This window comes from Ruania alkalisoli, assembly GCF_014960965.1.
Taxonomy (GTDB): domain Bacteria; phylum Actinomycetota; class Actinomycetes; order Actinomycetales; family Beutenbergiaceae; genus Ruania; species Ruania alkalisoli.
In genome coordinates, this window is the sequence record NZ_CP063169.1 from 1,202,229 (window position 1) to 1,229,109 (window position 26,881).

Below are 26,881 nucleotides of genomic sequence, written 5' to 3' on the forward strand. Positions count from 1 at the left end.
CCGGGTACCGCACCGAGCGGATGTCAGGGGGTGGAGCTAGCGTGATGACCACGATGACGACGGAGGTTGTGATGGACATCATTCTGCTGCCGGGACTGTGGTTGCCTGGTGCGATCTGGGACGAGACCGCAGCGCGGTTGCGAGAGCTTGGGCATCAGCCGATCACCCCCGCACTTCCAGGTGTGGACGACGGTGACCTGCACGCCACGTTGGAGAACCAGGTCTCCGAGGTGGTCGCTGCCGTGGACGCGGCGACGAGCCCGGTGGTCGTTGGGCATTCCGCAGCAGCGACGCTGGCGTGGCTGGCAGCGGATCGTCGCCCGGATGCGGTGTCCCAGGTGGTGATGATCGGAGGATTTCCCGCCGCGCAGGAATCGGCGTATGCGGACTTCTTCCCGGTGGCCGATGGTGTGATGCCCTTCCCGGGGTGGGAGCCCTTCGAAGGCCCGGACGCTGCCGATCTGGATGATGATGCTCGTTCCCGGCTGGAGGCGATCGCGGTCCCGGTACCGGCGGCCGTGGCTCAGGCCGAGGTGCGGTGGCACGACAAGCGCCGGTTCGACGTTCCCGTGATCGAGATCTGCCCGGAGTTCAGCCCCGAGGAGATGCGCGGATGGATCGACTCCGGCGACATCCCGGAGCTGGCGAGCGCTCATCACCTGGAAGCCGTCGACATCACGTCCGGTCATTGGCCGATGGTGACCAAGCCGGTGATTCTGGCCGAACTGCTCGCCGGCGTCAGTCCTCGAACTGGGTGAGCAGGCTGCGCAGGATGCGCGCCAGATCCTCGTCCTCGCCTGTGTCCAGCACGCCGAGAAGCTCGGCTTCCCGGCGCAGCAGGTCCTCCATCGCGGCGTCGACGACGTCCCGTCCCTGCGCGGTCAGCCGCACCCGGACCACGCGCCGGTCGGTCGCGTCCGCGGTGCGGACCACCAGGCCGTGCAGCACTAGCCGGTCGATGCGGTTGGTCATCGTGCCCGAGGAGACCAGCATCTGGGCGATGAGATTCCCCGGTGTCAGCTCGTAGGGCTCACCGGCACGCCGCAGCGCGGAGAGCACGTCGAACTCCCATACCTCAAGGCCGTGCCTGCTGAATGCCGAACGCCGGGCGAGGTCCAGGAGCCGGGATAGGCGGGAGATGCGCGAGAAGATCCGCAATGGCGCGACGTCGAGATCGGGGCGTTCGCGGACCCACGCCTCGACGATCCGGTCGACTTCATCCACCGCGGCCATGGATCGAGATTACTCGATATCGAGAGATCTGCTCGGACGTATCGCCTATGCCGGTGTCTGCCGCAGACCGATCCCGTTGGTCGGCGCGAACATTCGTCATCCGGCATCGCTGCCTCCCGTGTCGGGTACCGCTGCCTCCCGTGTCAGGCGTGGCCGTCCTCGGTCCTGTTCGGGGTGCGTCCACGGGGTCGCATCGCCGCGCGAGTGAGCCGGGGTTCGGCTTCCAGCGACTGCAGCCCGTTCCACGAGAGGTTGACCAGATGGGCGGCCACCTCGTGCTTCCCGGGTGCGCGGGCGTCGAGCCACCATTGGCCCGTCAGGGCGATCATCCCCACCAGCATCTGTGCATACATAGGCGCGGTTGCCGGATCGAGACCCTGGCGCTCGAACTGCGGTGCGAGCACCTCCTCCACCTGGGTGGCGACGTCGCCGATCAGGGAGGAGAACGTCCCGGTGGCCTGAGCAACGGGCGAGTCCCGGACGAGGATCCGGAACCCATCGGTGTTGGTCTCGATGTAGTCCAGCAGTGCCAGGGCGGTCCGTTCCACGATCACCCGTGGGTGGCCGCCCTCGCGCAGCGATCCGGTCAACGCGGTGAGCAGGATCGCGACCTCGCGGTCCACGATCACCGCATAGATGCCTTCCTTGCCCCCGAAGTGCTCATAGACGACAGGTTTCGAGACCCCGGCCCGGGCAGCGATCTCCTCCACGCTGGTGCCCTCGAAGCCCTTGTCGGCGAACAGCGGCCGGGAGACCTCCAGCAACTGCTCGCGGCGCTCGTGGCCGGTCATCCGGGTGCGGGTGACGCGTCGTGTGGGTTCGCTCACGCCTCCATCATGCCGTGCCATGGCAACGAGGTGGCAGTGCGGTACACCGCCCTGGGTCGCCGTGACGACCACTCCGGTGCCATCCGCCCGCACGTCGCAGGTATGCTCGCATGCGTCCCGCGCACCGGCGTGCGCGGGCATTCCGCCCTGGTGTAATGGCAGCACGCCGGCCTTTGGTGCCGTGTGGTCCGGGTTCGAATCCTGGGGGCGGAGCCCACCTCAATCAGATGTGGCTGCAGATGTGGATGCTCTGCCGGTGGTCGAATCCCGCTCCGGGTGCCTGCCACGGAATCGAGCGTCGCAGCGGGATTCGACCAGAGCGCGGACGCGGGCTGCGGGTCCCTGTTCAGCCGTTACAGTGGCCTGTGTGAGCCTGACGCCACCCGCTGCCGTGATCGTTCTTGCCGCAGGCCAGGGCACCCGGATGAAGTCCGCGACGCCGAAGGTCCTGCACCGTCTCGCCGGGCGTTCCCTGCTGGGGCACGTTCTCCATGCGGCGACCTCGCTGCGTCCGGAGCGACTCGCCGTCGTGGTCCGCCACGAGCGCGATCTGGTGGCCGCGCACGCACGTGAGCTGGAGCCCTCGGTGCTGATCGCCGACCAGGACGAGGTGCCCGGTACCGGTCGCGCCGTCGAGTGCGCTCTCTTGGCGCTGGACGCTGCCGTGCAGTCCGAACACCTCGCCGAGCGGGACGAGCGTGCTCCGCTTGCGGCGGCCGATGGCGGGATCGCGGGGCCCGTGGTGATCCTCTCCGGGGACGTGCCGCTGCTGGATGGCCCGACATTGGGCTCGCTGGTGCAGTCCCACCAGGACGAGGGCAACGCCATCACCGTGCTCACCACCGTCCTCGACGACGCCACGGGGTATGGCCGGGTCGTACGCGACGAGAATGACCAGATCGCCAAGATCGTCGAACACCGGGACGCCACCGAGGCCGAGCGTGCGATCAAGGAGATGAACTCCGGTGTGTACGTGATGGACTCCGGTGTGCTGCGGTCGGCGCTGGCCGAGGTCGACCGCGCCAACGATCAGGGCGAGGTGTACCTCACGGACGTCATCGCTCTCGCCCGCCGCCGGGGTGGCGACGTGCGAGCGGTTGTCACCGCGGACCCGACACTCGTCGAGGGAGTCAACGACCGAGTGCAGCTGGCCGCCCTCGGCGCCGAGCTGAATCGCCGCATCGTCACCGACTGGATGCGTGCCGGGGTGACGGTGGTCGATCCTGGGACCACCTGGATCGACGGCGATGTCCAGCTCTCCCCGGACGTCACCATCCTGCCCGGCACCCAGCTTCACGGAACGACCACCGTGGGCACCGGCAGCGTCATCGGCCCTGACACCACGCTCACCGACGTCGCGATCGGCGAGAACTCGACCGTCACCCGCACCCATGGCACCGGCGGGCAGATCGGGAACGACGCCACCGTGGGGCCGTTCACGTTCTTCCGCCCCGGGCTCGAACTCGGAGAGCGGGGCAAGCTCGGGGCGTTCGTGGAGGTCAAGAACTCTCAGATCGGCGCCGGGACGAAAGTGCCGCACCTGTCCTACATCGGTGACGCCACCATCGGTGAGGAGACCAACATCGGAGCGGCCAGCATCACCGTCAACTACGACGGCGTGAACAAGCACCGTACGGTGATCGGCTCCTACGCCCGTACCGGCGCCGACAACATGTTCGTGGCCCCGGTCCGGGTGGGGGACGGGGCCTACACCGGGGCCGGGACGGTCGTCAGGCGGGACGTCCCACCAGGGGCGCTGGGCGTGACGACCGGCAACCAGCGCAACATCGAGGGGTGGACGGCCAGTCGCCGTCCTGGCACACCTGCTGCCGAGGCAGCCGGACGTGCCCTCGGTGACCAGTTCTCTGCACAGGCACAGGCCGAGGCCAGCCGCCGTCAGACCGACTCCCACACCCCCGACCCGAGCTGAGACACCGCCCCATGAGGAGTACCCAGACCATGACAGGTATCACGAGCCACGGCGAGAAGCGCTTGGTGCTGGTCTCCGGTCGTGCCCACCCCGAGCTCGCTCAGGCCGTGGCCGACGAACTGGGCATCGAGGTGGTCCCGACCACGCTGTACGACTTCGCCAACGGTGAGATCTACGTCCGGTTCGCCGAGAGTGTCCGTGGCGCCGACGCATTCGTGCTGCAGTCGCACACTGCTCCGATCAACGAGTGGATCATGGAGCAGTTGCTGATGACCGACGCGCTCAAGCGCGCGTCCGTGAAGCAGGTGACGGCGGTCATGCCGTTCTACGGGTATGCCCGCCAGGACAAGAAGCACCGTGGGCGTGAGCCCATCTCGGCCCGGCTGATGGCGGACATGTTCGCCACCGCGGGAGCCGACCGGCTGATGAGCGTGGACCTGCACGCGGCGCAGACTCAGGGATTCTTCAACGGTCCGGTCGACCACCTCTGGGCAATGCCGATCCTCACCGACTACGTGCGTACCCGGGTCGATCTCGCCAACGCCGCTGTCGTCTCGCCGGATGCCGGCCGGATCCGGGTGGCCGAGCAGTGGGCGGCCAAACTCGGTGGCGTCCCGCTGGCCTTCGTGCACAAGACTCGCGACATCACGCGCCCGAACCAGGCTGTGGCCAACCGGGTGGTCGGCGATGTGGAGGGCCGTGACTGCGTGCTCGTGGACGACCTCATCGACACCGGCGGCACGATCGCCGAGGCCGCGAAGGTGCTGATGGCAGCCGGGGCCAAGAGCGTGATCGTCGCGGCCACCCACGGCGTCCTCTCGGATCCGGCCGTGCGTCGGCTCACCGAGTCAGGGGCCCGTGAGGTGGTCATCACCGACACCCTGCCGATCTCCGCGGACAAGCACTTCGAGCAGCTCACCGTGCTCTCGATCGCTCCGTTGCTGGCTCGCGCGATCCGGGAAGTGTTCGACGACGGTTCGGTCACCAGCCTGTTCGACGGGAACGTCTGAGCCGGACGCCTGGTGAGTTCCTCGCAGATGCCCGCCTCGTGGAGGTCGTCTGTGGTTCCGGCTGCGGCGTTGCTCGGGTAGACTGCACCGGTTGCCTCGGCGAGGGGTGGGAGTTCTCCCACCCGTGATCGACGCGGCGGATCCCCGACGGGCCTGGTCCGTGCGGTGTGTTCGCTCGCTGTCGCCCGCCTGGCGTGCCCACCACCACACCGTCTGCGAGAGAGATCCATGGCTAGCAACGAGAACCGCGTCTCCGCCTCCGTCCGCTCCGACTTCGGCAAGGGCGCTGCGCGCCGCACCCGCCGACAGGGTCTGACCCCGGCCGTCCTGTACGGCCACGGCACCGACCCGGTGCACCTGTCCCTGCCGACGCACGAGACGTGGCTGATCCTCAAGGACAACCCGAACGCGCTGCTGACCCTCGACATCGACGGTCAGACCGAGCTCGCGTTGCCACGTGACATCCAGCGGCACCCGGTGCGCTGGACACTCGAGCACGTCGACCTCATCCTGGTGCGCAAGGGCGAGAAGGTCGTCGTCGACGTCCCGGTCCACGTCGAGGGCGAGACGGCCTCCGGAACCAGCTACACCCTGGAGGCGTCGAGCATCAGCCTCGAGGCCGAGGCCACGCACCTGCCCGAGTACGTCGAGGTTTCGGTCGAGGGCCTCGAGGACGGCGACATCGTCCGCGCCGGTGCTCTGACCCTGCCGGAGGGCAGCACCCTGGAGACCGACCCGGAGACCGCCGTCGTGGTCGTCTACGTGCCGCGTGAGGAGCCCTCCGAAGACGAGGCCGAGGACACCGAGGCAAGCGCTGCGGAGGCCCCGGCCGCGGCCTCCGCCGAGTCCTCGGACGAGTCCTGATCCGAGTCCATCTGATCTGAACCGAGCGCGATGACCGATGTGAACCGGCCGTGGCTGGTGGTGGGCCTGGGGAACCCCGGGCCCACCTACGCCGCGAACCGCCACAACGTCGGTCATATGGTGCTCGACACTCTTGCCCGGGACGTCCCGGGCGGTTTCGTCACGCACAAGTCCCGGGCCGCCGTCCTCGACGGCCGGCTCGGGACTGTGTCGTCCGGTGCTCCTGGGCCCCGGGTGGTGCTGGCGAAACCTGCCAGCTACATGAATCTCTCCGGCAAGCCCGTGGCCGCACTGATGCGGTTCTACGACGTGACCGCCGACCGGCTGCTGGTCGTCCATGACGAGCTCGACCTGCCGCTCTCGACCCTCCGCCTGAAGCAGGGGGGCGGAGAAGGCGGTCACAACGGGCTCAAATCGATCTCCCAGGCGCTCGGCACCCGTGACTACCTCAGGCTGCGCGTCGGTATCGGCAGACCGCCCGGACGGATGGACGCAGCCGACTATGTGCTGCGCGACTTCGCCGCCGCTGAGCGAGACGAACTCGCCGTCACGTTGGTCGACGCGGCGGATGCCGTCACGGACCTCATCAACGAGGGACTGCTCCGGGCCCAGACCCGCTGGCACGCGGCACGCCCGTGACGGCGGTCGGCTCCGGGCGCCACGAACCACGATGCCCGACCTCAGTCCGGTCCGTCATTGCGGAGTAGAGTGGTTTCTCGCAACCCGCCACCCGGATACCGGCAGTGGCGGGCCGTTCGTGCTGCCTGCTTCGGGATCGATATCTCATGACTCTCACCGGTGTGCTCTCCGCCTTCCGCGCCGACCCCGGCCTGCGTGCGCTGGTCGAGGCGATCCCGTCCCGTGGCACGCTCGACGTCTCCGCCTCCACCGGTGCGCGGGCGCCGATGCTCGCGGAGTTGGCGATGCAGGGGACCCGTCCGCTCGTCGTGACGGTGGCCACCGGGCGCGAGGCCGATGAGCTCGCCGCCGCGCTGGGTGCCTACCTGGACCCGGCGGGAATCGCCGTCTTCCCGGCTTGGGAGACGCTGCCGCATGAGCGCCTCTCCCCGCGCAGCGACACGGTCGCCCGGCGGATCGCGGTACTTCGCCGGCTCGCTCACCCCGATCCTGCTGGTGACGGCGCAGGTGCCGCCGAGCCGGCCAGTGGCGCCGGTGGGTCGAGTGCGCCGATCCAGGTGCTCGTCCTGCCCGTGCGGGCGATGCTGCAGCCGGTCGTGGCCGGCCTGGGGGACCTGACACCGGTGGCGCTACGTGCGGGAGACAACGCGCCGATGGAGCGGGTGGTCGACCAGCTCGTCGCCGCCGCCTACACCCGCGTCGACATGGTGGAACGCCGCGGCGAGTTCGCCGTCCGTGGCGGTCTGCTGGACGTCTTCGCGCCCACGGAAGCGCACCCGCAACGCATCGAGTTCTGGGGTGACGAGGTGGAGGAGATCCGCTGGTTCTCCGCCGCCGATCAGCGCTCCCTCGAGATCAGTGACGACGGCATGTGGGCGCCACCCACCCGGGAGATCCTGCTCACCGACGACGTGCGCCAGCGCGCCGCCGACCTGATGCCCACGCTGCCGGGGGCGGCGGAGATGCTCGAGAAGCTCAGCCAGGGCATCGCCGTCGACGGGATGGAGTCCCTCGCGCCGGTCTTGGTGGACGAGATGGTCCCCTTCCTTGAACTCGTCCCTGACGACGCCCTGCTCGTGCTGCACGACCCCGAGCGGATCCGCCGCAGGGCGCATGATCTGGTGGCGACCACCGAGGAGTTCCTTGCCGCCGCCTGGACCTCGGCCGCCGCGGGAGCCAACACTCCCATCGACCTCTCCCAAGCGAGCTTCGCCACCCTCGAGGACACCCGGGACATCGCCCGCCGGCGTGGCCTGGGCTGGTGGGCCGTGGGTGGATTCACCGGTGATTCCGAGCTGGAGGAGTTCGCTGACCATCCCGACGACGGTGCTGCTCCCGGTGTGAGCGTGGCGACGCGTGATGTTGCGGGCTATCGCGGAGAGACCGCCCGCGCGGTGGCCGACCTGAAAGAGCTGACGGCGCACGGCTGGCGGCTCGTGCTCGTTACCGAGGGAGCGGGCCCGGCCAGGCGCATGGTCGAGCAGCTGCTCGAGGCCGAGGTGCCCGCCCGGCTGGTCTCCGAGATCGCTCCCGCCGGACCCGAGGCGAGGGACGGCGAGGACCCGGACCTTCCGCCGTCGGGAATGGTGCTGGTGACCACGGCCAGCATCGGCCGTGGCTTCGTGGCAGAAGATCTCCGCCTGGCCGTCTTCACCGAGGCGGACCTGACAGGGCGGGCCGGAAGTTCCACACGGGACATGCGCACGCTTCCCTCGCGGCGCCGCAACGTGGTCGATCCACTCGCCCTGCGGCCCGGCGACCACGTCGTACATGAGCAGCACGGCGTGGGTCGCTTCGTGGAGCTCATCCAGCGCACCGTGGGGGTGGGCAAGTCCGCGGTCACGCGCGAGTACATGGTGATCGAGTACGCCGCTTCCAAGCGTGGGCACCCCGGAGACCGGTTGTTCGTGCCCACCGACTCCCTGGACCAGGTGACCAAGTACACCGGCGGGGAGTCGCCGAGCCTGAACAAGATGGGCGGCTCGGACTGGGCCAAGACCAAGGGGCGCGCCCGCCGCGCCATCAAGGAGATCGCCGGTGAGCTGATCCGGCTCTACTCGGCCCGGATGGCCACCGAGGGCCACGCCTTCGGACCGGACACGCCGTGGCAGCGTGAACTCGAGGACGCGTTCGCCTTCGTCGAGACTCCCGACCAGCTCTCCAGTATCGACGAGGTCAAGTCCGATATGGAGAAGCCGGTCCCGATGGACCGCCTCATCTCCGGTGACGTGGGCTACGGCAAGACCGAGATCGCCGTCCGGGCTGCATTCAAAGCCGTGCAGGACGGTAAGCAGGTGGCCGTGCTGGTACCCACCACGCTGCTCGTGCAGCAGCACCTGGACACCTTCAGTGAGCGCTACACCGGCTTCCCGGTGACCGTGAAGTCGCTCTCGCGATTCCAGACCGCGGCCGAGGCCGAGGCCGTGCGTGAGGGGGTGCGTACCGGGGCCGTGGACGTGGTGATCGGGACCCACCGGCTCATCACCGGGGAGGTCCGCTTCAAGAACCTGGGCCTGGTGGTGATCGACGAGGAGCAGCGGTTCGGGGTCGAGCACAAGGAGACCCTCAAGCAGCTGCGTACCAACGTCGACGTGCTCGCCATGTCGGCTACGCCGATCCCGCGCACCCTGGAGATGGCTGTGACCGGGATCCGGGAGATGTCGACGCTCGCCACCCCGCCGGAGGAACGCCACCCTGTCCTGACGTATGTGGGGGCCTACGCGGAGAAGCAGATCACTGCCGCGATCCGCCGCGAACTCCTGCGCGAGGGGCAGGTGTTCTACGTGCACAACCGGGTGGAGTCCATCGACCGCGCCGCCTCCCGACTCCGTGAGCTTGTGCCCGACGCCCGGATCGCCGTGGCCCACGGGAAGATGAACGAGCACGAGCTCGAACGCGTGATCGTGGACTTCTGGGAGCGGCGGTTCGACGTGCTCGTGTGCACCACGATCGTCGAGACCGGGCTCGACATCTCCAATGCGAACACGCTGATCGTCGAACGTGCGGATGTCTTCGGCCTCTCCCAGCTGCATCAGCTACGAGGCCGCGTGGGGCGCGGCCGGGAGCGTGCCTACGCCTACTTCCTGTATCCGCCGGAGAAGCCGCTCACCGAGACCGCGCACGAGCGGCTGCAGACCATCGCTGCCCACACCGACCTCGGTGCGGGGATCCAGGTGGCCATGAAGGACCTGGAGATCCGGGGAGCAGGCAACCTCCTCGGTGGAGAGCAGTCGGGGCACATTGCCGGCGTCGGGTTCGATCTGTACGTGCGGATGGTCTCCGAGGCCGTCGCGGCCTTCAAGGGGGAGCAGACGCAGGAGCTCTCCGAGCTCAAGGTCGAACTACCGATCGACGCGCACGTGCCGCACGATTACATCAGCCACGAGCGGCTCCGCCTGGAGGCCTACACCAAGCTTTCCCAGGCAGCCGATGCGCAGGCGATCGACGCCGTCCGGGAAGAGCTCGTGGACCGCTATGGGCCGGTACCCGAACCCGTCGAGCGGTTGTTCGCCGTCGCGGGGCTTCGGGTGAAGGCACGTGCCGCAGGACTGGCCGACATCACCTCCCAGGGCAAGTACATCCGATTCGCCCCGGTTGAGCTCGCCGAGTCTGCTCAGCTGCGCCTCAAGCGACTCTTCCCGGGCACCGTGCTCAAGCCCGCCGTCCGCACGATCCTGGTGCCTGCACCGATGACCTCACGCGTGGGCGGGCAGCCGTTGCGGGACGAGGCGCTGCTCACGTGGGTGGGGGAATTGATCGACGCGGTCATCGCACCCGATGCAAGCGTCGCCGCCGCGGCGGCTCTCGCGGCACGTTCCTGAGCACCGGAAATCCCTCACGCCGCGCACAATTCGGCATGCGCTTTCCGTGCGTATTCCGTGATCCTTGATTGCCTGACCTGTCATTTTTAGCCACGTCTACACCGGTGTAAACGGATGATATTTGAATGCCCGTTCAGGGTGATGAGAGGGTGACGGAAGGGTGATCGCGAGGGTGATGCCCTCGCCTTATGGGCCTTGGAACCGTTGAAATCGCAGCGTTTCTAGAGCATTCGTCGACTGCGCTCCCGCGCTCGGTACGACCGCGGGTGATCTACCCCCGGATTGTCGAGCCATGGGCAGAGTGAAGGTCCGGTGCTAGCGTGCGGCTCAGCGAGATAGCAGTCGCACATTCTCCGTAGTACGCGGGTGCGCGGCTTCCATTTCGCGTACCTTTTCGAACCCGCGGGCGGGTCGAATTGACGTGCGTTCATGCAGGACCAGGGAGGAACCGTGCGAGGCGTGACTTCACAGGCAGGGTTGGTGCGGCACGCGGCAGGGATGCCCGATGCTGGTGCCGGCCGGAGACGCAAGATCATTCTGGGATGGGTCGTCGCGTTGGCGCTCGGCCTCGGAGCCCCGGCCTCCATCGCGGCGTCCGCCATGGCGGACGAACTGGCCGGTGAGAGCGAGAGCAGCACGGCCGAGTCGGAGACGACGAGTGCGAGCGCGTCCGAGACGACCGAGTCGACCGCGGAGTCGACGGACGAGTCCACCGCTGGTTCCGAGGAGGAGACCACTGACAGCGGTGAGGACTCGACCGGCTCCACCGAGGACGCCACGGGAACCGCGGGATCCGATGGCGAGACCGATGATGGTCAGGATGCCGGCGGTGACTCGGCGGCGAGTGAGGACGACTCCACGGGAGGTGACTCCTCGGGTGAGGACGGCACCGGCGAGGAGACCTCGACCGACGGATCCGATGGTTCCACCGAGGATGCCAGTGGTACGGCCGAGGGTGGATCCGACGGGACCAGCGGCTCGGAGTCGACTGACGAGAGCACGACCGAGGAGCAGAACTCCGAGGAGGACGCAGCATCCGAACCGGAGCTCGCAGCCGCCAACGAGATCTCTCCCCTGGCGTTGGAGCTCGACTGTGACGCGTGGCCGGTAGGGACGCCTGCAGGGTTCGAGATCGACGGCAACCTGTGCGCCAATCCCGGTAGTTCAACTGGTCTGGACTGGTCCACCGTGGGCGGCCAGCCCGTCTACACCGACCCGTACGGCAACTCCGACCCGACCCAGTTCACGCAGGGCGCTGACGAGACCAACTGGCCCTGGTCGGCGGGGCAGACCGGCGGATCGGGTAGTGGTCAAGGTGGCAAGGAGGATGTCGGCAATGTGTACGCCTTCTCCACCACCTCGGGCGGGGACGTCTTTGCGTTCCTCGGCTTCGAACGGGAAGCGACGAACGGTTCCGTGGCCTACCGGGTTGAGCTCAACCAGCTACCCGGCGGTCCGAGCCCGGACCGTTCGGTGGGGGACCTGCGGCTGACGATCGATCAGACGGGCAACGAGACCATCTCATTGGTCGGTGCCGATACGTGGAACGGTACGTCCTGGGACTCGCTCGGCTCGCTGGGCGGTTTCACCGGGCAGGTGAACCAGGACACCACCTTCAACCTTGCTGACGACGAGCTCGACGCCGGCGCGTTCGCCGAAGTGGCCATCAATCTCACCACCCTGTTCGGCGAGGCCGGCTGCAGTGGCGAGTACGGCACGCTCAACGTCCGCTCCAGCGCTTCCCCCTCGCCCACGGCGGCCCTGAAGGACTGGATTCCCGCCATCTCCCTCAACGTCCCCAGCACCTGCGCCTCGGTGCAGGTCGACAAGACTTGGGTGATCGACGGGCAGAGCTACGACGACGGCGCCCAGCCGTTCGGTGACGCCACCCTGGAACTCACCGGGCAGGACGCTCCCGAGTTCGGCGAGACGTACACCGAGCACAGCGACACCACCGACTACGAGGCCGGGGACGTCATCACCATCGGTGAGCAGGTCACCGGGCTTCCGCCCGGCTGCACCAACGTGCCCTCCGGTGATCTCGGTGACCATAGCCTCTCCACGGGCCTGAACACCTACACGGTGACCAACACCGTCACGTGCACCTACCTCACTCTGGTCAAGGAGGTCGTGGGCGAGGCAGACCCGACCGAGTGGACCCTGACCGCGGACGGCCCCACGCCCGTGAGCGGCGTGAGCGGCTCGGATGCCGTCACCCAGGCACACGTCGCACCGGGGGAGTACACCATCGGTGAGACCGGCGGTCCCGAGGGCTACCAGCAGACCGACCTCGTGTGTACCCCCAACGAGGTCGACGGTGAGGCCGTGATGGTGAACGCAGGGGACGCCGTCACGTGCACCATCACCAACACCGCCGAGGTCGGTCTGCAGGTTCTCAAGACCTGGGTCGTGGACGGGGAGCAGTTCGCCGACGGCGACCAGCCGGTCGGCGAGGCCCAGCTCACCCTGGACGGCGCCGACGCCGACTTCGGCACCGTCTATGACGGATATGTCGTCGGGTCACAGGTCGTCGTGGCCGAGGAGGTCTCCGGCCTCCCCGAGGCGTGCGACCTCGTCACCACGATCGATGGCGAGGAGACGGCAAGCGTCGACCACACCATCACCCTCACCCCCGATCCGAACGTCCTTGAGGTCGTCAATACCGTCACCTGCACCCAGACGATCACTCTCATCAAGGACGTCGAGTTCGGCAGCGCGCTGCCGAGCGAGTGGACCCTGACGGCGGTGGGCCCGGAGGACCACACGGTCACCGGGGCGAGCGGGTCGCCGGAGGTGACGGACCAGCCGGTCGTCGCTGACGAGCCCTACGCGCTGAGCGAGTCCGACGGTCCGATCACCTACGTGCAGAGCGGCGAGTGGGTCTGCGAGGACGCCGAGCAGCAGGTGGTCGAGGTCGTCAACGGTGAGGTGACCGTCGCCTACGGCGCCAGCGTCACCTGCACAGTCACGAACACCACCGCGATGATCACCATCCTCAAGCACATCGACGACGGTTCCACCGACGTGCTCTCGCCCGAGGACTGGACCCTGGTCGCCACCCCGGACTGCGGCATCGCCGAGCTCCCCGTGGTTGAGGTGACCGGTGCCGAGACCGAGAGTGCAGACAACACTGCTGAGATCCTTCCGGACTGCAGCTACCTGCTCACCGAGGAACTGGCCGAAGGTAGCCCCATCGCCTACCGCGAGGTTGCCTTGCAGGTCTGGGACCCCGATGCCGCGGAGTGGGTGACGGTCGCCGACAACGCGGTGAGCGTGGAGCAGGGTGAGCACGGGATCTACCGGTTCGTCAACGACGCACCGCCGGCGGTCAACCTTCCCCTCACCGGTGGCACGAGTACCGACGCCGTGACCTTTGCCGGTCTCACGTTCCTGGTCATGGCCGCAGGGCTCGTCTTCTACCAGTGGCACCGCCGCCGGGAAGCCGGGGTGAGGTCATGACCGGCTCCGGAGCCGGCGGCAGTCCGACCGGTACCGCGCCAGGTATAGACATCCGCAGCACTCGCACCCAGGAGGAAAGAATGTCCCGTAGTCACCGGCCGCTGAGGCGGCTCGCAGCGGCGGTGAGCACAGCCGCACTGGGCGTACTCGGCATCGTCGCCCTGTCCGCCCCCGCTGGGGCTGCGCCAGGCCCCAACCTCGACCCCGAGGCCACCGGATCGCTGACGATCCACAAGTACGAGAGCCCCAATGAGGACCCAGGGCTGCCGAACGATGGCAGCGAAATCCCGGATCCAGGCTTGAACCCGCTGGAGGGTGTGGAGTTCACACTCACACAGGTCACCGATATCGATCTGACCACCAACGAGGGCTGGAACGAGGCCGACGCCCTCGCGACGTCAGTCGCCGCCGGAGGCGATCTGGGCGGGCACACGACCTCCGTCGTCGGAAGCCAGACCACCGCTGCGGACGGGACGGCGTTCTTCGGCGACCTGCCGATGGGCGTCTACTACGTCGAGGAGACGGCACCTGGCCCGAACCAGATCGTCGCCCCCGTTGAGCCGTTCATCGTGACGGTCCCGCTCCCGACCACGGTCGACGAGGAGTCGATCTGGCTCTACGACGTCCACGTCTACCCGAAGAACGCTCTCGGAGAGAACGAGAAGAGCCTCGACGATTCCGACGCCTACGGTCTCGGTGACACCGTCTCCTTCGCTGTCGACTCGGCCATCCCGAGCTTCTTCGGCACCGAGGAACTCGCCAGCTACAGCATCGTCGACGAGTTGGACACCCGGCTCGCCTACACCGCCGGAACCACGGTGGTCAGCGCGGTCGACAGCGGTGCCGCGGACATCGGCCTCGCCCCGGCCGACTACACGATCACCGAGCCTGCCGGCCCCACCGGTGGGACTCTCACGGTCGAGTTCACCGCCTCCGGCCTGGCCAAGCTGGCCGCAGCCCCGGGTGGAACGGTGACGGTCGAGTTCGATACCACGGTCACCGCGATCGGCGACGGCACGATCACCAACGACGCGATCACCTTCATCAACGACCACGAGATCAACTCCAACACCGTCGAGACCCTCTGGGGAGCGGTGGAGATCTTCAAGTTCGACGAGGAGACCCTGGACGGGCTCGAGGGTGCGGTCTTCGAGGTCTACCTCGACGAGACCGGCGGCGACCCGATCGCCGTGGACGGCGCGACCGAGTTCACCACGGACGAGAACGGCCGCGTCGTGATCCCGGGCCTGAAGGTCGGTACCTACTGGATCGAGGAGACCGTGGCGCCCGAGCGCTATCTCGGCGTCACCGACAGGATCCAGGTGACCGTCGTCGTGGGCTCCATCGAAGAAGCCGTGCTGGTGGAGGTTCCGAACGAGAAGATCCCCGACGTCGAGCTGCCCCTGACCGGTAGCCAGGGTGTGGCGCTGTTCACCACGCTCGGAATCGGCCTGATCCTCGTCGGCGGCGGCACGGCCATCCTGCTGGCACGTCGCGGAGCGCGCCGCTGAGTCTCGATGGCTAGGTGAGGGAGGCGGACCAACTCCATCCCCCCCGGGGTTCCGCCTCCCTCACCTCATTCGTGGCACGTGTCCTGACCGTCCGTGGAGGGAGAGATCGGTGAGTGCGATCTGGGAGTTGGAACGCGCCGATCCCGATGCGGAGCCGCCACGCTCGCCCCACAGTCGTGCCGATCGCCACCGTGGCCGACGCGGCGGCTGGCGGTTGCGCCCGCTCTCCGTCGTCGTGGCGCTGGTGTGCGTGCTGGGTGTGGCGCTGCTGCTGGTCCCCACGGCCGCGAACTGGTTCGCGACATCCGATCACGCCGAACGGATCGTGGCACTCAACGAAGACGTCGAGGTGATCGGTCCGCAGCAGCAGACCGCTCAGCTGGGCGCGGCCCGGGTCTACAACGACTCCCTGACCGGGGGTGTTGCCACGGTGGGAGCCGGTCAGAACGTGCCGTTCGCCGACCGGGGTAACGGCGCCGAGTACGAGCAGATTCTGGCAGCCGCTGACGGGGGCACGATGGCCCGGCTGGTCATCCCGTCGATCGGCGTCGACCTTCCCATCTACCACGGAACCAGCGACGAGGTGCTGCTGCGCGGGGTCGGCCACCTGGAGGGCACATCCCTTCCGGTCGGCGGTCCAAGTACCCATGCCGTCCTGACGGCGCACCGCGGGCTCGCCTCCGCGGAACTGTTCACCCACCTCGACCAGGTCGAGGTGGGTGAGACGTTCACGATCCAGATCTACGGTGAGGTCCTCACCTACCAGGTGATCGAGCGCCAGGTCGTCGAGCCGGACGAGACGCAGACTCTGTACCCTCGGCAGGGGGAGGACCTCGTCACTCTCGTCACGTGCACCCCCCTCGGCATCAACAGTCACCGCATCCTCGTCACCGCCGAGCGCGTGCTGCCCACCCCGCTCGACTCGCTAGAGATCGCCTCCCAGCCGCCGGCTCCGGCCCCGTTCCCGTGGTGGGCGCTCGCGCTCGCAGGCACGGTGCTCGCAGCCGGGGCCTACGTCTACCTCACAGGCCGGCCGCGCCCTTCCGAGCGCAGCCGGCCCGGCGCAGCCTGAGGTCAGGTCGTCACCAGATCCCGACGGCGGAACGCCAGCAGTCCGACCGCTGCCAGAACCAGTGCCACCAGGGTCTGCACCAGCAGCGGGGCTGCCGTGATCGCTTCACCCGGGACGGCGGGTGTGTAGTGCCACGGCGAGATTGCCAGGAGCGCCTCGGGGAGCTCGAGCAGCTCGCCGAAGAAGGCTGCCAGGCCGCTGAAGGTGACGACCGCCGTCGCGATAGGCAGCAACCTGGGGGAGAAGCCGTACAACGCGCATGCCAGGCCGACGATCACGAGGACGGCGGGCGCTCCCACCAGACCCGCGACCGTCAGTTCGCCGACCAATGACCAGTCGCCGGTGCTCGACGCGGCCGTCAAGCCCATCGCAGCACAGGCCAGCACCAGCAGCACGATCGAGGCGACCGCGGTGACTAGGATGTGGCCGGCCAGCCATGCCTGCTTGCTGACCGCTGTCGCCAGCACCGGCTCGGCGCGGCCGTCGAGCTCTTCCGCACGTACCCGCATCACGGCGAGCAGGGCGTAGACGGCGACGGCGATCACCATCATCACCATCAGCGTGTTGAGGTACCCGAGCACGGGGTCCGGACCCGTGGTGAACATCTCACCCATCGTGCCGGTCATGTCCGCGAACGAGTCCACGAACGGGCCCGTCGTGCTCCCGTACACCAGCCCGGCCACGACGAGTCCCAACACCCAGCCGCGGATCCCGCCCCGGTGCAGTCGCAGCGCCAGCGCGATCGGGTTCGTCACCCACGGCGCCGCAGATGCCCGACCCCGCCGGGAAGCGCGCAGCCCGGCCCCGAGGTCCCGGCGGTCGGAGAGCCGGTAGGCAAGCACGATCAGGGCGATCGAGACCACCGCCGAGATTCCCAGCGGCCACCACCGCTCGTCCACGAACGCCCGTGTCTGCTGCGACCAGGCGTACGGCGTCAGCCAGGACAACACGTTGCCGTGCTCGCTCGACATGTCTCCAGTGGCGCGCAGCACGTAGGTGCCACCGAGGACAGCCCCGGCTATCGCGCTGCCTACCCGCGAGTACTCGCTCACCTGGGCACAGACGAACGCGACCCCGGCGAAGACCATCCCGAAGGCGCCGACTCCCACGGCCACCAGCAGCGATCCCGACGCCGGGGCGTCGAAGGCTAGCAGCCCGCCGAGCACCGCCAGCGTCACCGCCGCATTGCCGATCGCGGCCATGATCAAGGTTGCGGTGAGCGCTGCGTACCGGCCCACCACATTCGCGCGGATCAACTCGGCGCGCCCGGTCTGCTCCTCGACTCGCGTGTGCCGCGAGACGAGCAGGATGTTCATCAGCGCAGCTGCCAGCATGAAGTAGATGACATAGAGCGCTGTGAAGAACGTGACGTAGCTGAGCCCCTCGCCGAGACCGTAGCCGGGGCCGCCGAGCAGCCCGACCATCGGCCCCGAGGTGAACGCGCTGAGCTCGGCCAGCTCGGCCTCGCTCGGGAACAACGTCTCGAAGGCGGTGAAGAAGTACGGCACGAAGATGCCGATGCCGATCACCCATGCCGGCAGCCTGATCCGGTCGCGGCGGAACATGAAGCGCAGCAGCTTCCCAGTCCCGGTGAACGGGCCGGACGGACGCCCGCTGCTCGCCTGCGGGCTGGTCGGCCGGGCTCCCACGACGGCGCTCATCGCCCGCTCCTGGACGTGGTGGCGCTCGTGTGGTCGCCCCGTGCGGGCTCTGCCGGACGAGCTCGGTCAGCCGGACGTGCTGCACCTGCTGAAGGGACGCCGTCACCGGTGCCGTAGTGGCGCAGCAGCAGCTGCTCGAGCGTGGGCGGGTGCGCCACGATCGACCGCACGCCCAACGGGGCGAGCTGCTGCAGCACGGTCGGGACGTGCTCGCCATCGACCTCGAACCGCGTCTGACCGTCCTCGACGGCCAAGCCGTGCACCCCGGGCAGATCGGCCAAGGCATCGGCGGGCTGCTCGGTGGTCACGGTCACGGACGTGCGCGTCAGGTGCCTGAGCTCGGCGAGGGTTCCGGTCTCGATCGTCTGACCGGCACGCACGATGGAAACGCGGTCGGCGAGCACCTCGACCTGGGCGAGGATGTGGCTGGAGAGCAGCACGGACGTTCCGGCGGCCTTCGCCTCGCTGATGCACTCCTGGAAGACGGCCTCCATGAGTGGGTCGAGGCCTGCCGTCGGCTCGTCCAGGACGAGCAGGTCCACCTCACTCGCGAGTGCGGCCACCAACGCCACCTTCTGGCGGTTGCCCTTGGAGTAGGTGCGCCCCTTCTTCCGCAGATCCAGGTCGAAGCGCTCCGCGAGCGATTCCACGAGGGAGCGATCAGCCCCGCCGCGCAGCCGGGTGAAGACGTCGATTGCTTCCCCGCCGGTGAGGTTCGGCCACAGTTCGACGTCGCCGGGCACGTAGGCCAGCCGCCGGTGCAACGCGACAGCCTCGGCCGCCGGATCCTCACCGAAGAGCCGGACCGTTCCCGAGGTGGGGCGCAGCAGCCCGAGCAGGATACGGATCGTGGTGGTCTTACCCGCGCCGTTGGGCCCGAGCAGGCCGTGCACTTCTCCCGGGGTGATGGACAGGTTCAGGCCGTCAAGGGCGCGGACGCGGCCGTAGTCCTTGACGAGGTTCTCGATGGTGATGACGTCGGTCATCGGATGCCTCCAAGTGGAAGGGTGGGCGACAAGGGTCGCCAACGAGTGAAGGGGAGCGCGGTGCTCCGGGTTGAGTGCTGGGAGCAGCACTGTCGTGACCGACCGGCGAGAGGCTGGCCGGCAGTTGGCCGGTAGTTGGCCGGTACGGTGTGCAGTTGTGGCGCTGGTGCGCCTCAGGTTCGCTCGGGTGGGTCGGTGGCGACGTCGTGCGGAGCGGGGACGGAGCCGCTCTGCTGGTTGCCGTAGCCGGCGTCGAGCACGGCGTCGAGGATCCGCCTGTCGGCGAAGATGCCGTCGGTGTAGATCTCGAGGCTGGGCAGCATGGACCGCTGCATGAAGGCACGCATCATCGCCGCGGGGTCGCGTGGCCCGTCGTCACTGGCGAGCCGGATCTGCAGCAGCAGGCCGCCCAGCCCTGCGTAGGTGAGGTAGCGGGCGCGTGCTTCGGGGTCGCGGCTGGGCTTGATCGTTCCCGACCGTTCACCTTCGGCCAGGTAGTCGACGGCATCGGCGATCATGTGCTCGATGAGGTCGCGCGCCAGGTTGCCGCCGTCGATGAGGCTGGCAATCACGTAGCCCGTGAGCGGTGCGTACTCCTCCATGTGGGCGAGTTGTTCCAGCAGGCTCCGCGTGTCGCTGGTCATCGATTCCATCTTGACCTGGCGCACTTGCGCGAGCACGTGCTCGTCGCACGCGCGGCGAAGATTCTCCTTGGAGCCGAAGTGCCGGATCACCAGAGCGGCGCTCACCCCGGCATCGGCCGCGATCTCGCGCAGTCCGACACTGAAGCCGTCAATCCCGAACCGGCGCACGGCAGCGGCGAGGATCCGCTCGGGCGTGCTTCCCGAGCCGCTCTCCCCTCCTGCCGCACCTGTCATGTGACCAGTGTAAACGCTCGTTTACAGCCTCGGCAAGTGGAGTGGTTGACGGCGCATTGCCCCGATCTGTCGGGCGTGGCCGGTGTCATGCGACAGACCGGGGCAACGGGCGAACTGGATGGTCTGACGCGCGCCAGCCGCGGTTGATCAGCGCGCGTCTCACCTGGTCGATGACCGCGGCAGGGTCCCTGCGGTAGTGGGACCGGTTCACCCGGATCACGAGCCATCCGGCCTCGGCCAGATCGTTGAGGCGGTCGACGTCATGCTCGTACTGCCGCCTGTCGGTGCGGTGCTGGTCGCCGTCGTACTCGACGATCACACGGAAGTCGCGATAGCTGAGTTCGACAGTCGCGAGGAACCGACCCTCCTCGTTGATGATCTCCCGGTTGACCTCGGGTTCAGGCAGACCCGCCGCGATGAGGTCGAGGCGCAGCACAGTCTCGCGTGGAGAGTCGGTTCCCGGCCGGATGAGGCGGGCGGCATCGACGAGACGTCGCTGACCCGGTCGCCGACCGTGTGCCTCGATAGCGCGTGCCAGCAGCTCGGGTGTGGCGAGCGGGCGTCTGCGTCGCAGGAGTCCATCGCCGAGGACGACGAGCTCACGGACGGTGAGCGTGTCCGCCAACTGCAGGAGCACGCTCGCGCCGGACGCCACGCGCAGGCCACGCATGCTGCGGATCTGGGTGTTGTCAGGATGGAGCCGATGGCCGCGGATGCGACGACCGCGTGGTGCACGTGCGGGAGCGAGGACGGCCATGTCGAGGTGATCGCCGGTGTGCAGCGGAGTTGGCAGTCCGTGGAGGCGAGCCGCGGTGAGGTGGGAGACGAAGGTATCCGGGCGCAGCACCTGGTACGCCAGGCACCGCTCGTGCAGGCTGAGATCCAGGGGACCGGGGACGCGCAGTCCGTGGAACGGGGCGGCCAGGTCGCCGCGACGCAACCGTTCGGCTGAAACACCGGACGCGAGCGCCTGCTGGACGGTGAACGCGCGATCGCGCATGCCGTCGGGGAGCGGGTGCGGACGTGACATGCTGCCCAGCATGGCGTTCCGGGGGAGCCGCGGGCTGGTGGTGCCGTGCGTCCTGTGGATGCAGTTCGGGTATCCACAGGTGCGAGGTCGCCCCTGTTGCCCCGATCTGTCGTATGGGCGCGCGCGGGGGCGACAGAACGAGGCAACGGCCGCTACCTGGTGAGTGCTCCGATGGAGCCGGCCACCAGGTCTGCGGCGGCCACCAGGTCTGCGACGTCGATGTCCGCGCCCGCCGTGAACCGGACCGAGGTCTGCGCCACCTCGGGCGCGATCCCGCACGCCAGCAGCACGTGCGAGGGCTCATCCGACCCGGCCGCGCACGCGGAGCCACTGGAGCTGATCACCCCCCGCCGCTCCAGCTCCAGTAGCACCGCCTCGCCCGAGACGCCGGGGAAGCAGAAGGAGGCGTGATTCGGCAGCCTGCCCAATCTCCCGACGGCGGAGCCACCCTCCCGCGCCGATGTCGCCTCAGTCTGGGGGTGGGGAGGAACGGCCGGGATGTGCGGGGCAGTGGCGGGACCCGCGTCGTCCCGCACGTGCGATGCTCCGGTGAGCTGCGCCGTCGGGACCTGCGTGAGCACATCGGCGGTGAAGGCAGCCATCGCAGCCCCGACCTGGGCCACCCGCTCCTCGCGCCCGGACTCGGCCAACGCCAGCGCCACCCCCAGCGCCACCGCCCCGGCGACATTCTCGGTCCCCGAACGGCGATCGCGCTCCTGTCCGCCGCCGTGCAGCACCGGCTCCACCGCCAGCCTGCCCCGCAGGAACACCACCCCGATTCCCTTTCCGGCACCCACTTTGTGCCCGGACAGGGACAGGGCGTCGACCCCCAGAGCCCGCACGTCGAGGCTGAGCCAGCCGGCTGCCTGCACCGCATCGGTGTGCATCAGCGCGCCGACCTCGTGGGCCACTGCTGAGAGAGCCGCGATGTCCTGCACGGTCCCGATCTCGTTGTTCGCCAGCGCCACGCTCACGAGCGTGGTGTCCTCGCGCAGCACCGCGCGCAACGAGTCGGGCGTCACCACCCCCTCGCGGGTGACAGGCACCATCGACACCTCGAAACTGTGCACCCGGCGCAGGTAGTCCACCGACTCCAGGACGGCTTCGTGCTCGATCGCGGCGGTCACCAGATGCCGGCCGCGGGGATTGGCCAGGGCGAGACCTTTGATGGCGAGATTGGCGCCCTCGGTCCCGCCGGAGGTGAAGGTGACCTCGCTCGCCCGCGCTCCCAGCACTGTTGCAACTGACCTCCGGGCTCCGGACAGCCCGGCCGCTGCCCGTTCCCCCACACCGTGGTGGCTGGAGGGGTTGCCGAACTCACCGGTCAGGTAGGGCCACATCGCCTCTAGTGCCTCCCGGCGCATCGGCGTGGTGGCAGCGGCATCGAGGTACAGGTTCATCACCGGATCACCTGCACCTCATCGGGGGTCCACCCGCACGTCCAGGCCCAGATCCAGAGCCGGTGCCGAGTGCGTGAGTGCCCCGACGCTGATCACGTCGACGCCCGCCTCGGCGATCGCGCGCACCGTGTCCAGGCGCACGGTTCCCGAGGCCTCCACGATCGCGCGACCGGCCACCATGTCCACCCCGGTCCGCAGATCGGCGAGGGAGAAGTTGTCGAGCATGATCGTGTCCACCCCGGCGGCCAGCACAGGTTCGATCTGATCGACGCGATCGACCTCCACCTCCACGTGCACTGTGTGTCCCAGGCGCGTCTTCGCGGCACGGATTGCCTCGGTCAGTCCGAGCCCCGCTGCCCGCGCCACGGCGAGATGGTTGTCCTTGACCATGACCGCGTCGGAGAGCGAGAACCGGTGATTCGACCCGCCGCCGGCCAGCACGGCGTGTTTCTCCAGCGCTCGCAGCCCGGGCGTGGTCTTGCGGGTGTCGGCGATCCGTGCCCCGGTCCCGGCCACGGCGTCCACGAACGCCGCCGTCAGCGTGGCGGTACCGGAGAGGCGTTGCAGGAAGTTCAGGGCGATCCGTTCGGCCCGCAGCACCGCCGTTGCCGGGCCGCTCGCCTCGGCGAGGATCTCGCCTGCGTGGAAGCGGGTCCCGTCGACCATCCGCCAGCTGAGGGTGGCACCTGTCTGTGTGAAGGCCTCGGTCGCGACCTCCGCCCCCGCGAGGGTGCCGTCGACGCGAGCGGTGAGCTGCGCCGTCGCGAGGGCCGACGACGGAACGAACGCAGCGCAGGTCACGTCGCCCCACGGTGCATCCTCGGCGAGGGCAGCACGCACCACCTGCTCCACATGAGCGGGGTCGAGCGTCGGCATCCAGGTCATGAGGCGGTCTCCAGCAGGTGGGCGTCGTCGGTGCGAAAGTGGGCGCCGGCAGAGCGTGTGCGTGCGCGTGCGGCCCGGGCCATGAGCCGGGCGACGAGCAGCAGGTTCGCAGTCTCATGCTCGGCGACGGTGCCCGCGGTGGCGCCGGCTGCGGTCCACCCGGCCAGGGTCTCCTCGGCCTGTGCGAGCCCATCGTCGTCTCGTCCCAGCCCGACGGCGTCCCACATCACCCGTTGCAGGTCCGCCCGGGCGCCGCTCACCGTGGCACCTGCCGGGTGCTCGGCGGTGATCGCTGGTTCGTTCTGGTCGGCGACGTCCAACGCCGGCGTGTGGCTGAGGGGGGTCGGGTCGGTGAGCGAGAGTGCCGCCCGGTGCCCGAACACCGCCCCCTCGAGCAGCGAGTTGGAGGCGAGCCGATTCGCACCATGCACACCCGTGCGGGCCACCTCCCCGACGGCGTACAACCCCGGGATCGACGTCCGCCCGGCCAGATCGGTGGCGACCCCGCCCATCCAGTAGTGCGCGGCGGGAGTGATCGGCACCGGTTCGCGCGCCCAGTCCAGGCCGGCTGATCGCACAGCGGCGTCGATACTGGGGAATCTCCCGGCGAGCCGGTCGCCGAGCCGGGTGGCGTCGAGCACGACCGGAGCACCAGTTTCGCGCATCCGATCGGCCACTGCGCGTGCCACTACATCCCGCGGTGCGAGCTCGGCGTCGGGGTGTACGCCGATCATGAATCTGCTTCCGGCGCTGTCCCGCAGCACGGCGCCCTCCCCGCGGACGGCCTCGGAGACCAGGAAGTTCCCTGGCAGGGCGAGGGTGGTCGGGTGGAACTGGTAGAACTCCAGATCGGCCAGTACCGCTCCGACGCGGGCGGCGAGGGCCACTCCGTCGGCCGTGGCAACGTCGGGGTTGGAGGTGTATGGGTACAGCTGTCCGGCGCCGCCGGTGGCCAGCACGACGGCGTCGGCCTGGATCTCCTGGACCACACCGGCTCCTGCAACCCTGTCTGACCCCGCCCCGTCTGACCCAGCCCCACCTGGGGTGAGAGTCCGTACGCCACGCACGCGTCCGCCGTCGGTGATCAGCTCGGTGACCAGGGTGTGCGGGCGTATCTCGATCCCGCGGTGGGTGACGGCCGCGAGCAGTGCTCCGGCGATCCCGGCACCGGTGGCGTCGCCGCCGGCGTGAAGGATGCGCGCGACCGAGTGCGCGGCCTCCAGGCCGCGGGAGAGGGCCCCGTCCGGGGTGCGATCGAACGGGACACCGGCGGCGATGAGGTCGGCGATGCGGTCTGGCCCGTCGCCGCACAGGGTCTGCACGGCCTCGGCGTCGCACAGGCCCGCGCCGGCAGTGAGGGTGTCGGCCACGTGGCTGGCGATACTGTCGCCGGGGGCCGGCGGCCGGGTGACTGCCGCGATGCCGCCCTGGGCGGCATCGGTGTTGGACGCCCTCGGATCGGCCTTGGTGAGCACCAGGACGTCCTCGGGAGCAGGGTGGGCGAGGGCGCACACCAGGCCGGCGATACCGGTGCCGACGATGATGGTCCGCATCAGGACGCCTGAGGTTTGGCCGCAAGCATCCGTTCCAGCGCGATGCGGGCGGGCTCGGCGACGTCGGCGGGAACGCTGATCCGGTTGACGACCTCACCGGCCACCAGCGACTCCAGCACCCAGGCGAGGTAGCCCGGGTGGATCCGGTACATCGTCGAGCACGGGCACACCACCGGGTCGAGGCAGAAGATGGTGTGCTGGGGGTACTCGGCGGCCAGGCGCTGCACCAGGTTGATCTCGGTGCCGATCGCGAAGGTGGTGGGTTCGGTGGCCGCCGCGATGGCCTTGGTGATGTAGTCGGTGGACCCTGATTCGTCAGCTGCATCCACCACAGGCATCGGGCACTCCGGGTGAACGATCACCCGGACGCCGGGGTGTTCGGCGCGGGCCTGCTCCACCTGCGCCACCGTGAAGCGGCGGTGCACCGAGCAGAATCCGTGCCAGAGCACCACCTGAGCGTCGAGGAGAGCCTGCTCGTCATTGCCGCCGAGGGGTTTGTTCGGGTTCCACATCGGCATCCGGTCCAAGGAGATGCCCATCGCCTTGGCGGTGTTGCGGCCCAGGTGCTGGTCGGGGAAGAAGAGCACGCGCTGGCCGCGCTCGAACGCCCACTCCAGCACCGTGGCGGCGTTGGAGGAGGTGCACACGATGCCCCCGTTGCGGCCACAGAATCCCTTGAGGGCGGCGGAGGAGTTCATGTAGGTGACCGGGATGACGGGCTGCAGACCGTCGGGAGAGGAGTCAGTGGTGTCCCGGTACACCTCCATCAGCTGCTCCCAGCACTCCTCCACCTGGTCGATATCGGCCATATCGGCCATCGAGCAGCCGGCGGCGAGGTTCGGCAGAATCACGGCCTGGTCAGGCTCGGAGAGCATGTCAGCGGTCTCGGCCATGAAGTGCACGCCGCAGAACACGATCGCCTCCGCCTCGGGGCGGGTCAGGGAGGCGTTCGCGAGCTGGAAGGAGTCGCCCACGAAGTCGGCGTGGGCGATGATCTCCTCGCGCTGGTAGAAGTGGCCGAGGATCACAAGCTTCTCGCCGAGGGTCGCTTTCGCGGCACGGATGCGCTCGTGCAGGTCCTCGGTGGTGGCCCGCTTGTACTCCTCGGGCAGTTCCCCCTGCCGTGGTGCGGTGGTGGGGATCTCGTCCGCCATCGAGGCGCCCGGGCCGTACCCGGGCTGTGGGTCGAACTCCCACGGCCCTTGGGCCAGATCGGGAGAGCAGGTGCTGCCGGGGGCCTGCTGGGTGGTGATCAGCTGGATCCGGGTGTCGACGGAGGCGGTCTGGCTCATCGGGAGCTCCTCATGGCCGGGGTGGTCGGTTCAGGTGTGGTCGGTGCTGTGGTGGTCGTGGCCAGCGGACCCAGGTCCACTGGCGCGATCGCGGTGTTGTAGCGGTAGAGCCGTGCGGGGCGGTGCCGCCCGCCCGTGCGGAAGGAATCAGTGGGCACGACGGCGTCGCTCGCCTCCACCTGCCGGCGGAAGTTGGCAGGATCGAGGGTGCGGTCCAGCACCAGCTCGTGGACTTCGCGCAGTTCCTTGAGGGTGAAGGTCTCGCCGAGGAAGGCGTGGGCGATCCGGGAGTACTCGACCTTGGTGCGAAGTCGCCACAGGGCATAGTCGACGATGAGGTTGTGATCGAAGGCCAGCGTCGGCAGCGTGTCGGCTGCCAGCCAGCGCACGTTCTGACTGACGCGGGCGCGGGCGGCTTCCTCCTGGCCGACGAGTGCCCAGTACACGATCGAGACGACCCGTTCGCGATCGGAGGCGGTGCGCTCGGGGGTGCCCGCCGCTCGTGTATCGGCGGCTCCCGGTGTGTGGGTCGTGTCGGTTGTGTCGAGCATCGATCGATCTGGATCGCCGAAGGCGTAGAGCTGCTCCAGGTAGGCCGAGCGCAGACCGGTGGTCTCTTCCAATGTGCGGGCCGCCGCCTCGGTGAGGCCCTCGTACGCGCGCAACGGACCGCCGGGTAGGGCCCAGTAGCCGTCATAGGGGTCGCGGACCCGGCACACCAGGGGCAGGGAGAGGATCGGCCGGGAGTCCTCCGCTGAGGCGCGGCGAACGGCGCGCCGATCCGGCTCGCGCAGGGCGAAGATCACCGTGGAGACAGCGAGTTGCACGGG

Annotated in this window: 20 protein-coding genes and 1 tRNA gene; 10 read left to right on the plus strand and 11 right to left on the minus strand. The window is 68.8% G+C overall.

What is annotated here, in order from left to right; genetic code table 11:
- Positions 1-44 precede the first annotated feature (44 nt).
- Complete coding sequence (locus IM660_RS05070) at positions 45-758, plus strand: alpha/beta fold hydrolase (RefSeq protein ID WP_246465150.1); 714 nt, start codon at positions 45-47, stop codon at positions 756-758.
- Here IM660_RS05070 and IM660_RS05075 read toward each other — a convergent pair.
- Together IM660_RS05075 and IM660_RS05080 are read right to left on the minus strand one after the other, a co-directional pair.
- A complete protein-coding gene (locus IM660_RS05075; RefSeq protein WP_193498314.1) occupies positions 739-1,233 on the minus strand; it encodes a MarR family winged helix-turn-helix transcriptional regulator in 495 nt (164 codons plus the stop codon). The two genes, IM660_RS05070 and IM660_RS05075, sit on opposite strands and share 20 nt — an antisense overlap.
- Before the next feature lie 143 nt (positions 1,234-1,376).
- Positions 1,377-2,024: a TetR/AcrR family transcriptional regulator gene (locus IM660_RS05080; protein ID WP_193499227.1), complete on the minus strand. Its 648-nt coding sequence runs from the start codon at positions 2,022-2,024 to the stop codon at positions 1,377-1,379.
- A gap of 177 nt (positions 2,025-2,201) precedes the next feature.
- Here IM660_RS05080 and IM660_RS05085 point away from each other — a divergent pair.
- The 9 genes from IM660_RS05085 to IM660_RS05125 all read left to right on the plus strand — a co-directional run bounded on the left by IM660_RS05085 (position 2,202) and on the right by IM660_RS05125 (position 16,366).
- Positions 2,202-2,273 (plus strand) — tRNA-Gln (locus IM660_RS05085).
- A 154-nt stretch (positions 2,274-2,427) separates the two neighbouring features.
- Positions 2,428-3,990, plus strand: a complete 1,563-nt coding sequence (gene glmU, locus IM660_RS05090) for a bifunctional UDP-N-acetylglucosamine diphosphorylase/glucosamine-1-phosphate N-acetyltransferase GlmU (RefSeq protein WP_193498315.1) — start codon at positions 2,428-2,430, stop codon at positions 3,988-3,990.
- 29 nt (positions 3,991-4,019) lie between these two features.
- Entirely contained in the window at positions 4,020-5,000 is a 981-nt protein-coding gene (locus tag IM660_RS05095) for a ribose-phosphate diphosphokinase (protein WP_159621444.1), read from the plus strand.
- A 228-nt stretch (positions 5,001-5,228) separates the two neighbouring features.
- Positions 5,229-5,864, plus strand: coding sequence for a 50S ribosomal protein L25/general stress protein Ctc (locus IM660_RS05100; RefSeq protein WP_193498316.1), 636 nt, complete (start codon positions 5,229-5,231; stop codon positions 5,862-5,864).
- A gap of 30 nt (positions 5,865-5,894) precedes the next feature.
- Positions 5,895-6,503, plus strand: a complete 609-nt coding sequence (gene pth / locus IM660_RS05105; RefSeq protein ID WP_193498317.1) for an aminoacyl-tRNA hydrolase — start codon at positions 5,895-5,897, stop codon at positions 6,501-6,503.
- A gap of 146 nt (positions 6,504-6,649) precedes the next feature.
- Positions 6,650-10,324 (plus strand): transcription-repair coupling factor, encoded by a 3,675-nt coding sequence (gene mfd, locus IM660_RS05110; RefSeq protein ID WP_193498318.1) that lies wholly within the window; start codon positions 6,650-6,652, stop codon positions 10,322-10,324.
- Positions 10,325-10,783: 459 nt separating this feature from the next.
- Complete coding sequence (locus IM660_RS05115) at positions 10,784-13,783, plus strand: LPXTG cell wall anchor domain-containing protein (protein WP_193498319.1); 3,000 nt, start codon at positions 10,784-10,786, stop codon at positions 13,781-13,783.
- Between the two features lie 80 nt (positions 13,784-13,863).
- The gene (locus tag IM660_RS05120) at positions 13,864-15,294 is read left to right on the plus strand and encodes a SpaH/EbpB family LPXTG-anchored major pilin (protein ID WP_193498320.1); all 1,431 of its coding nucleotides are present in this window, start codon (positions 13,864-13,866) and stop codon (positions 15,292-15,294) included.
- Between the two features lie 109 nt (positions 15,295-15,403).
- Positions 15,404-16,366, plus strand: a complete 963-nt coding sequence (locus IM660_RS05125) for a class C sortase (protein ID WP_281389296.1) — start codon at positions 15,404-15,406, stop codon at positions 16,364-16,366.
- A gap of 2 nt (positions 16,367-16,368) precedes the next feature.
- On the opposite strand, the gene IM660_RS05130 is transcribed toward IM660_RS05125, so the two are convergent.
- The 9 genes from IM660_RS05130 to IM660_RS05170 all read right to left on the minus strand — a co-directional run bounded on the left by IM660_RS05130 (position 16,369) and on the right by IM660_RS05170 (position 26,878).
- Positions 16,369-18,027: an ABC transporter permease gene (locus IM660_RS05130; RefSeq protein WP_193498321.1), complete on the minus strand. Its 1,659-nt coding sequence runs from the start codon at positions 18,025-18,027 to the stop codon at positions 16,369-16,371.
- The gene (locus tag IM660_RS05135) at positions 18,024-19,013 is read right to left on the minus strand and encodes an ABC transporter ATP-binding protein (protein ID WP_193498322.1); all 990 of its coding nucleotides are present in this window, start codon (positions 19,011-19,013) and stop codon (positions 18,024-18,026) included. The genes IM660_RS05130 and IM660_RS05135 overlap by 4 nt, the downstream gene beginning before the upstream one ends.
- Positions 19,014-19,186: 173 nt before the next feature.
- Positions 19,187-19,891 carry a TetR/AcrR family transcriptional regulator gene (locus IM660_RS05140; protein WP_193498323.1) on the minus strand — a complete coding sequence of 235 codons (705 nt, stop codon included), beginning with the start codon at positions 19,889-19,891 and terminating at the stop codon, positions 19,187-19,189.
- A gap of 85 nt (positions 19,892-19,976) precedes the next feature.
- Positions 19,977-20,921, minus strand: a complete 945-nt coding sequence (locus IM660_RS05145) for a DUF559 domain-containing protein (RefSeq protein WP_193498324.1) — start codon at positions 20,919-20,921, stop codon at positions 19,977-19,979.
- Between the two features lie 152 nt (positions 20,922-21,073).
- The gene (locus tag IM660_RS05150) at positions 21,074-22,321 is read right to left on the minus strand and encodes a cysteine desulfurase family protein (protein WP_193499229.1); all 1,248 of its coding nucleotides are present in this window, start codon (positions 22,319-22,321) and stop codon (positions 21,074-21,076) included.
- An 18-nt stretch (positions 22,322-22,339) separates the two neighbouring features.
- The gene (nadC, locus tag IM660_RS05155) at positions 22,340-23,206 is read right to left on the minus strand and encodes a carboxylating nicotinate-nucleotide diphosphorylase (protein WP_246465152.1); all 867 of its coding nucleotides are present in this window, start codon (positions 23,204-23,206) and stop codon (positions 22,340-22,342) included.
- Positions 23,203-24,759: an L-aspartate oxidase gene (nadB, locus tag IM660_RS05160; protein WP_193498325.1), complete on the minus strand. Its 1,557-nt coding sequence runs from the start codon at positions 24,757-24,759 to the stop codon at positions 23,203-23,205. Before nadB ends, nadC begins: the two co-directional genes overlap by 4 nt.
- The gene (gene nadA / locus IM660_RS05165) at positions 24,759-26,051 is read right to left on the minus strand and encodes a quinolinate synthase NadA (RefSeq protein WP_193498326.1); all 1,293 of its coding nucleotides are present in this window, start codon (positions 26,049-26,051) and stop codon (positions 24,759-24,761) included. Before nadA ends, nadB begins: the two co-directional genes overlap by 1 nt.
- A complete protein-coding gene (locus tag IM660_RS05170; protein ID WP_193498327.1) occupies positions 26,048-26,878 on the minus strand; it encodes an NUDIX hydrolase in 831 nt (276 codons plus the stop codon). Before IM660_RS05170 ends, nadA begins: the two co-directional genes overlap by 4 nt.
- Between the last annotated feature and the right edge of the window lie 3 nt (positions 26,879-26,881).

What these genes read in the sequence shown, in the direction of transcription:
- IM660_RS05130 (WP_193498321.1), bottom strand. Translation starts at nt 18,027, where the DNA reads ATGAGCGCCGTCGTGGGAGCCCGGCCGACCAGCCCGCAGGCGAGCAGC.
- pth (WP_193498317.1), top strand. Translation starts at nt 5,895, where the DNA reads ATGACCGATGTGAACCGGCCGTGGCTGGTGGTGGGCCTGGGGAACCCC.
- mfd (WP_193498318.1), top strand. Translation starts at nt 6,650, where the DNA reads ATGACTCTCACCGGTGTGCTCTCCGCCTTCCGCGCCGACCCCGGCCTG.
- IM660_RS05080 (WP_193499227.1), bottom strand. Translation starts at nt 2,024, where the DNA reads ATGACCGGCCACGAGCGCCGCGAGCAGTTGCTGGAGGTCTCCCGGCCG.
- IM660_RS05135 (WP_193498322.1), bottom strand. Translation starts at nt 19,013, where the DNA reads ATGACCGACGTCATCACCATCGAGAACCTCGTCAAGGACTACGGCCGC.
- nadB (WP_193498325.1), bottom strand. Translation starts at nt 24,759, where the DNA reads ATGCGGACCATCATCGTCGGCACCGGTATCGCCGGCCTGGTGTGCGCC.
- IM660_RS05140 (WP_193498323.1), bottom strand. Translation starts at nt 19,891, where the DNA reads ATGACAGGTGCGGCAGGAGGGGAGAGCGGCTCGGGAAGCACGCCCGAG.
- IM660_RS05120 (WP_193498320.1), top strand. Translation starts at nt 13,864, where the DNA reads ATGTCCCGTAGTCACCGGCCGCTGAGGCGGCTCGCAGCGGCGGTGAGC.
- IM660_RS05100 (WP_193498316.1), top strand. Translation starts at nt 5,229, where the DNA reads ATGGCTAGCAACGAGAACCGCGTCTCCGCCTCCGTCCGCTCCGACTTC.
- IM660_RS05145 (WP_193498324.1), bottom strand. Translation starts at nt 20,921, where the DNA reads ATGTCACGTCCGCACCCGCTCCCCGACGGCATGCGCGATCGCGCGTTC.
- nadC (WP_246465152.1), bottom strand. Translation starts at nt 23,206, where the DNA reads ATGACCTGGATGCCGACGCTCGACCCCGCTCATGTGGAGCAGGTGGTG.
- IM660_RS05150 (WP_193499229.1), bottom strand. Translation starts at nt 22,321, where the DNA reads ATGAACCTGTACCTCGATGCCGCTGCCACCACGCCGATGCGCCGGGAG.
- nadA (WP_193498326.1), bottom strand. Translation starts at nt 26,051, where the DNA reads ATGAGCCAGACCGCCTCCGTCGACACCCGGATCCAGCTGATCACCACC.
- IM660_RS05075 (WP_193498314.1), bottom strand. Translation starts at nt 1,233, where the DNA reads ATGGCCGCGGTGGATGAAGTCGACCGGATCGTCGAGGCGTGGGTCCGC.
- IM660_RS05070 (WP_246465150.1), top strand. Translation starts at nt 45, where the DNA reads ATGACCACGATGACGACGGAGGTTGTGATGGACATCATTCTGCTGCCG.
- IM660_RS05095 (WP_159621444.1), top strand. Translation starts at nt 4,020, where the DNA reads ATGACAGGTATCACGAGCCACGGCGAGAAGCGCTTGGTGCTGGTCTCC.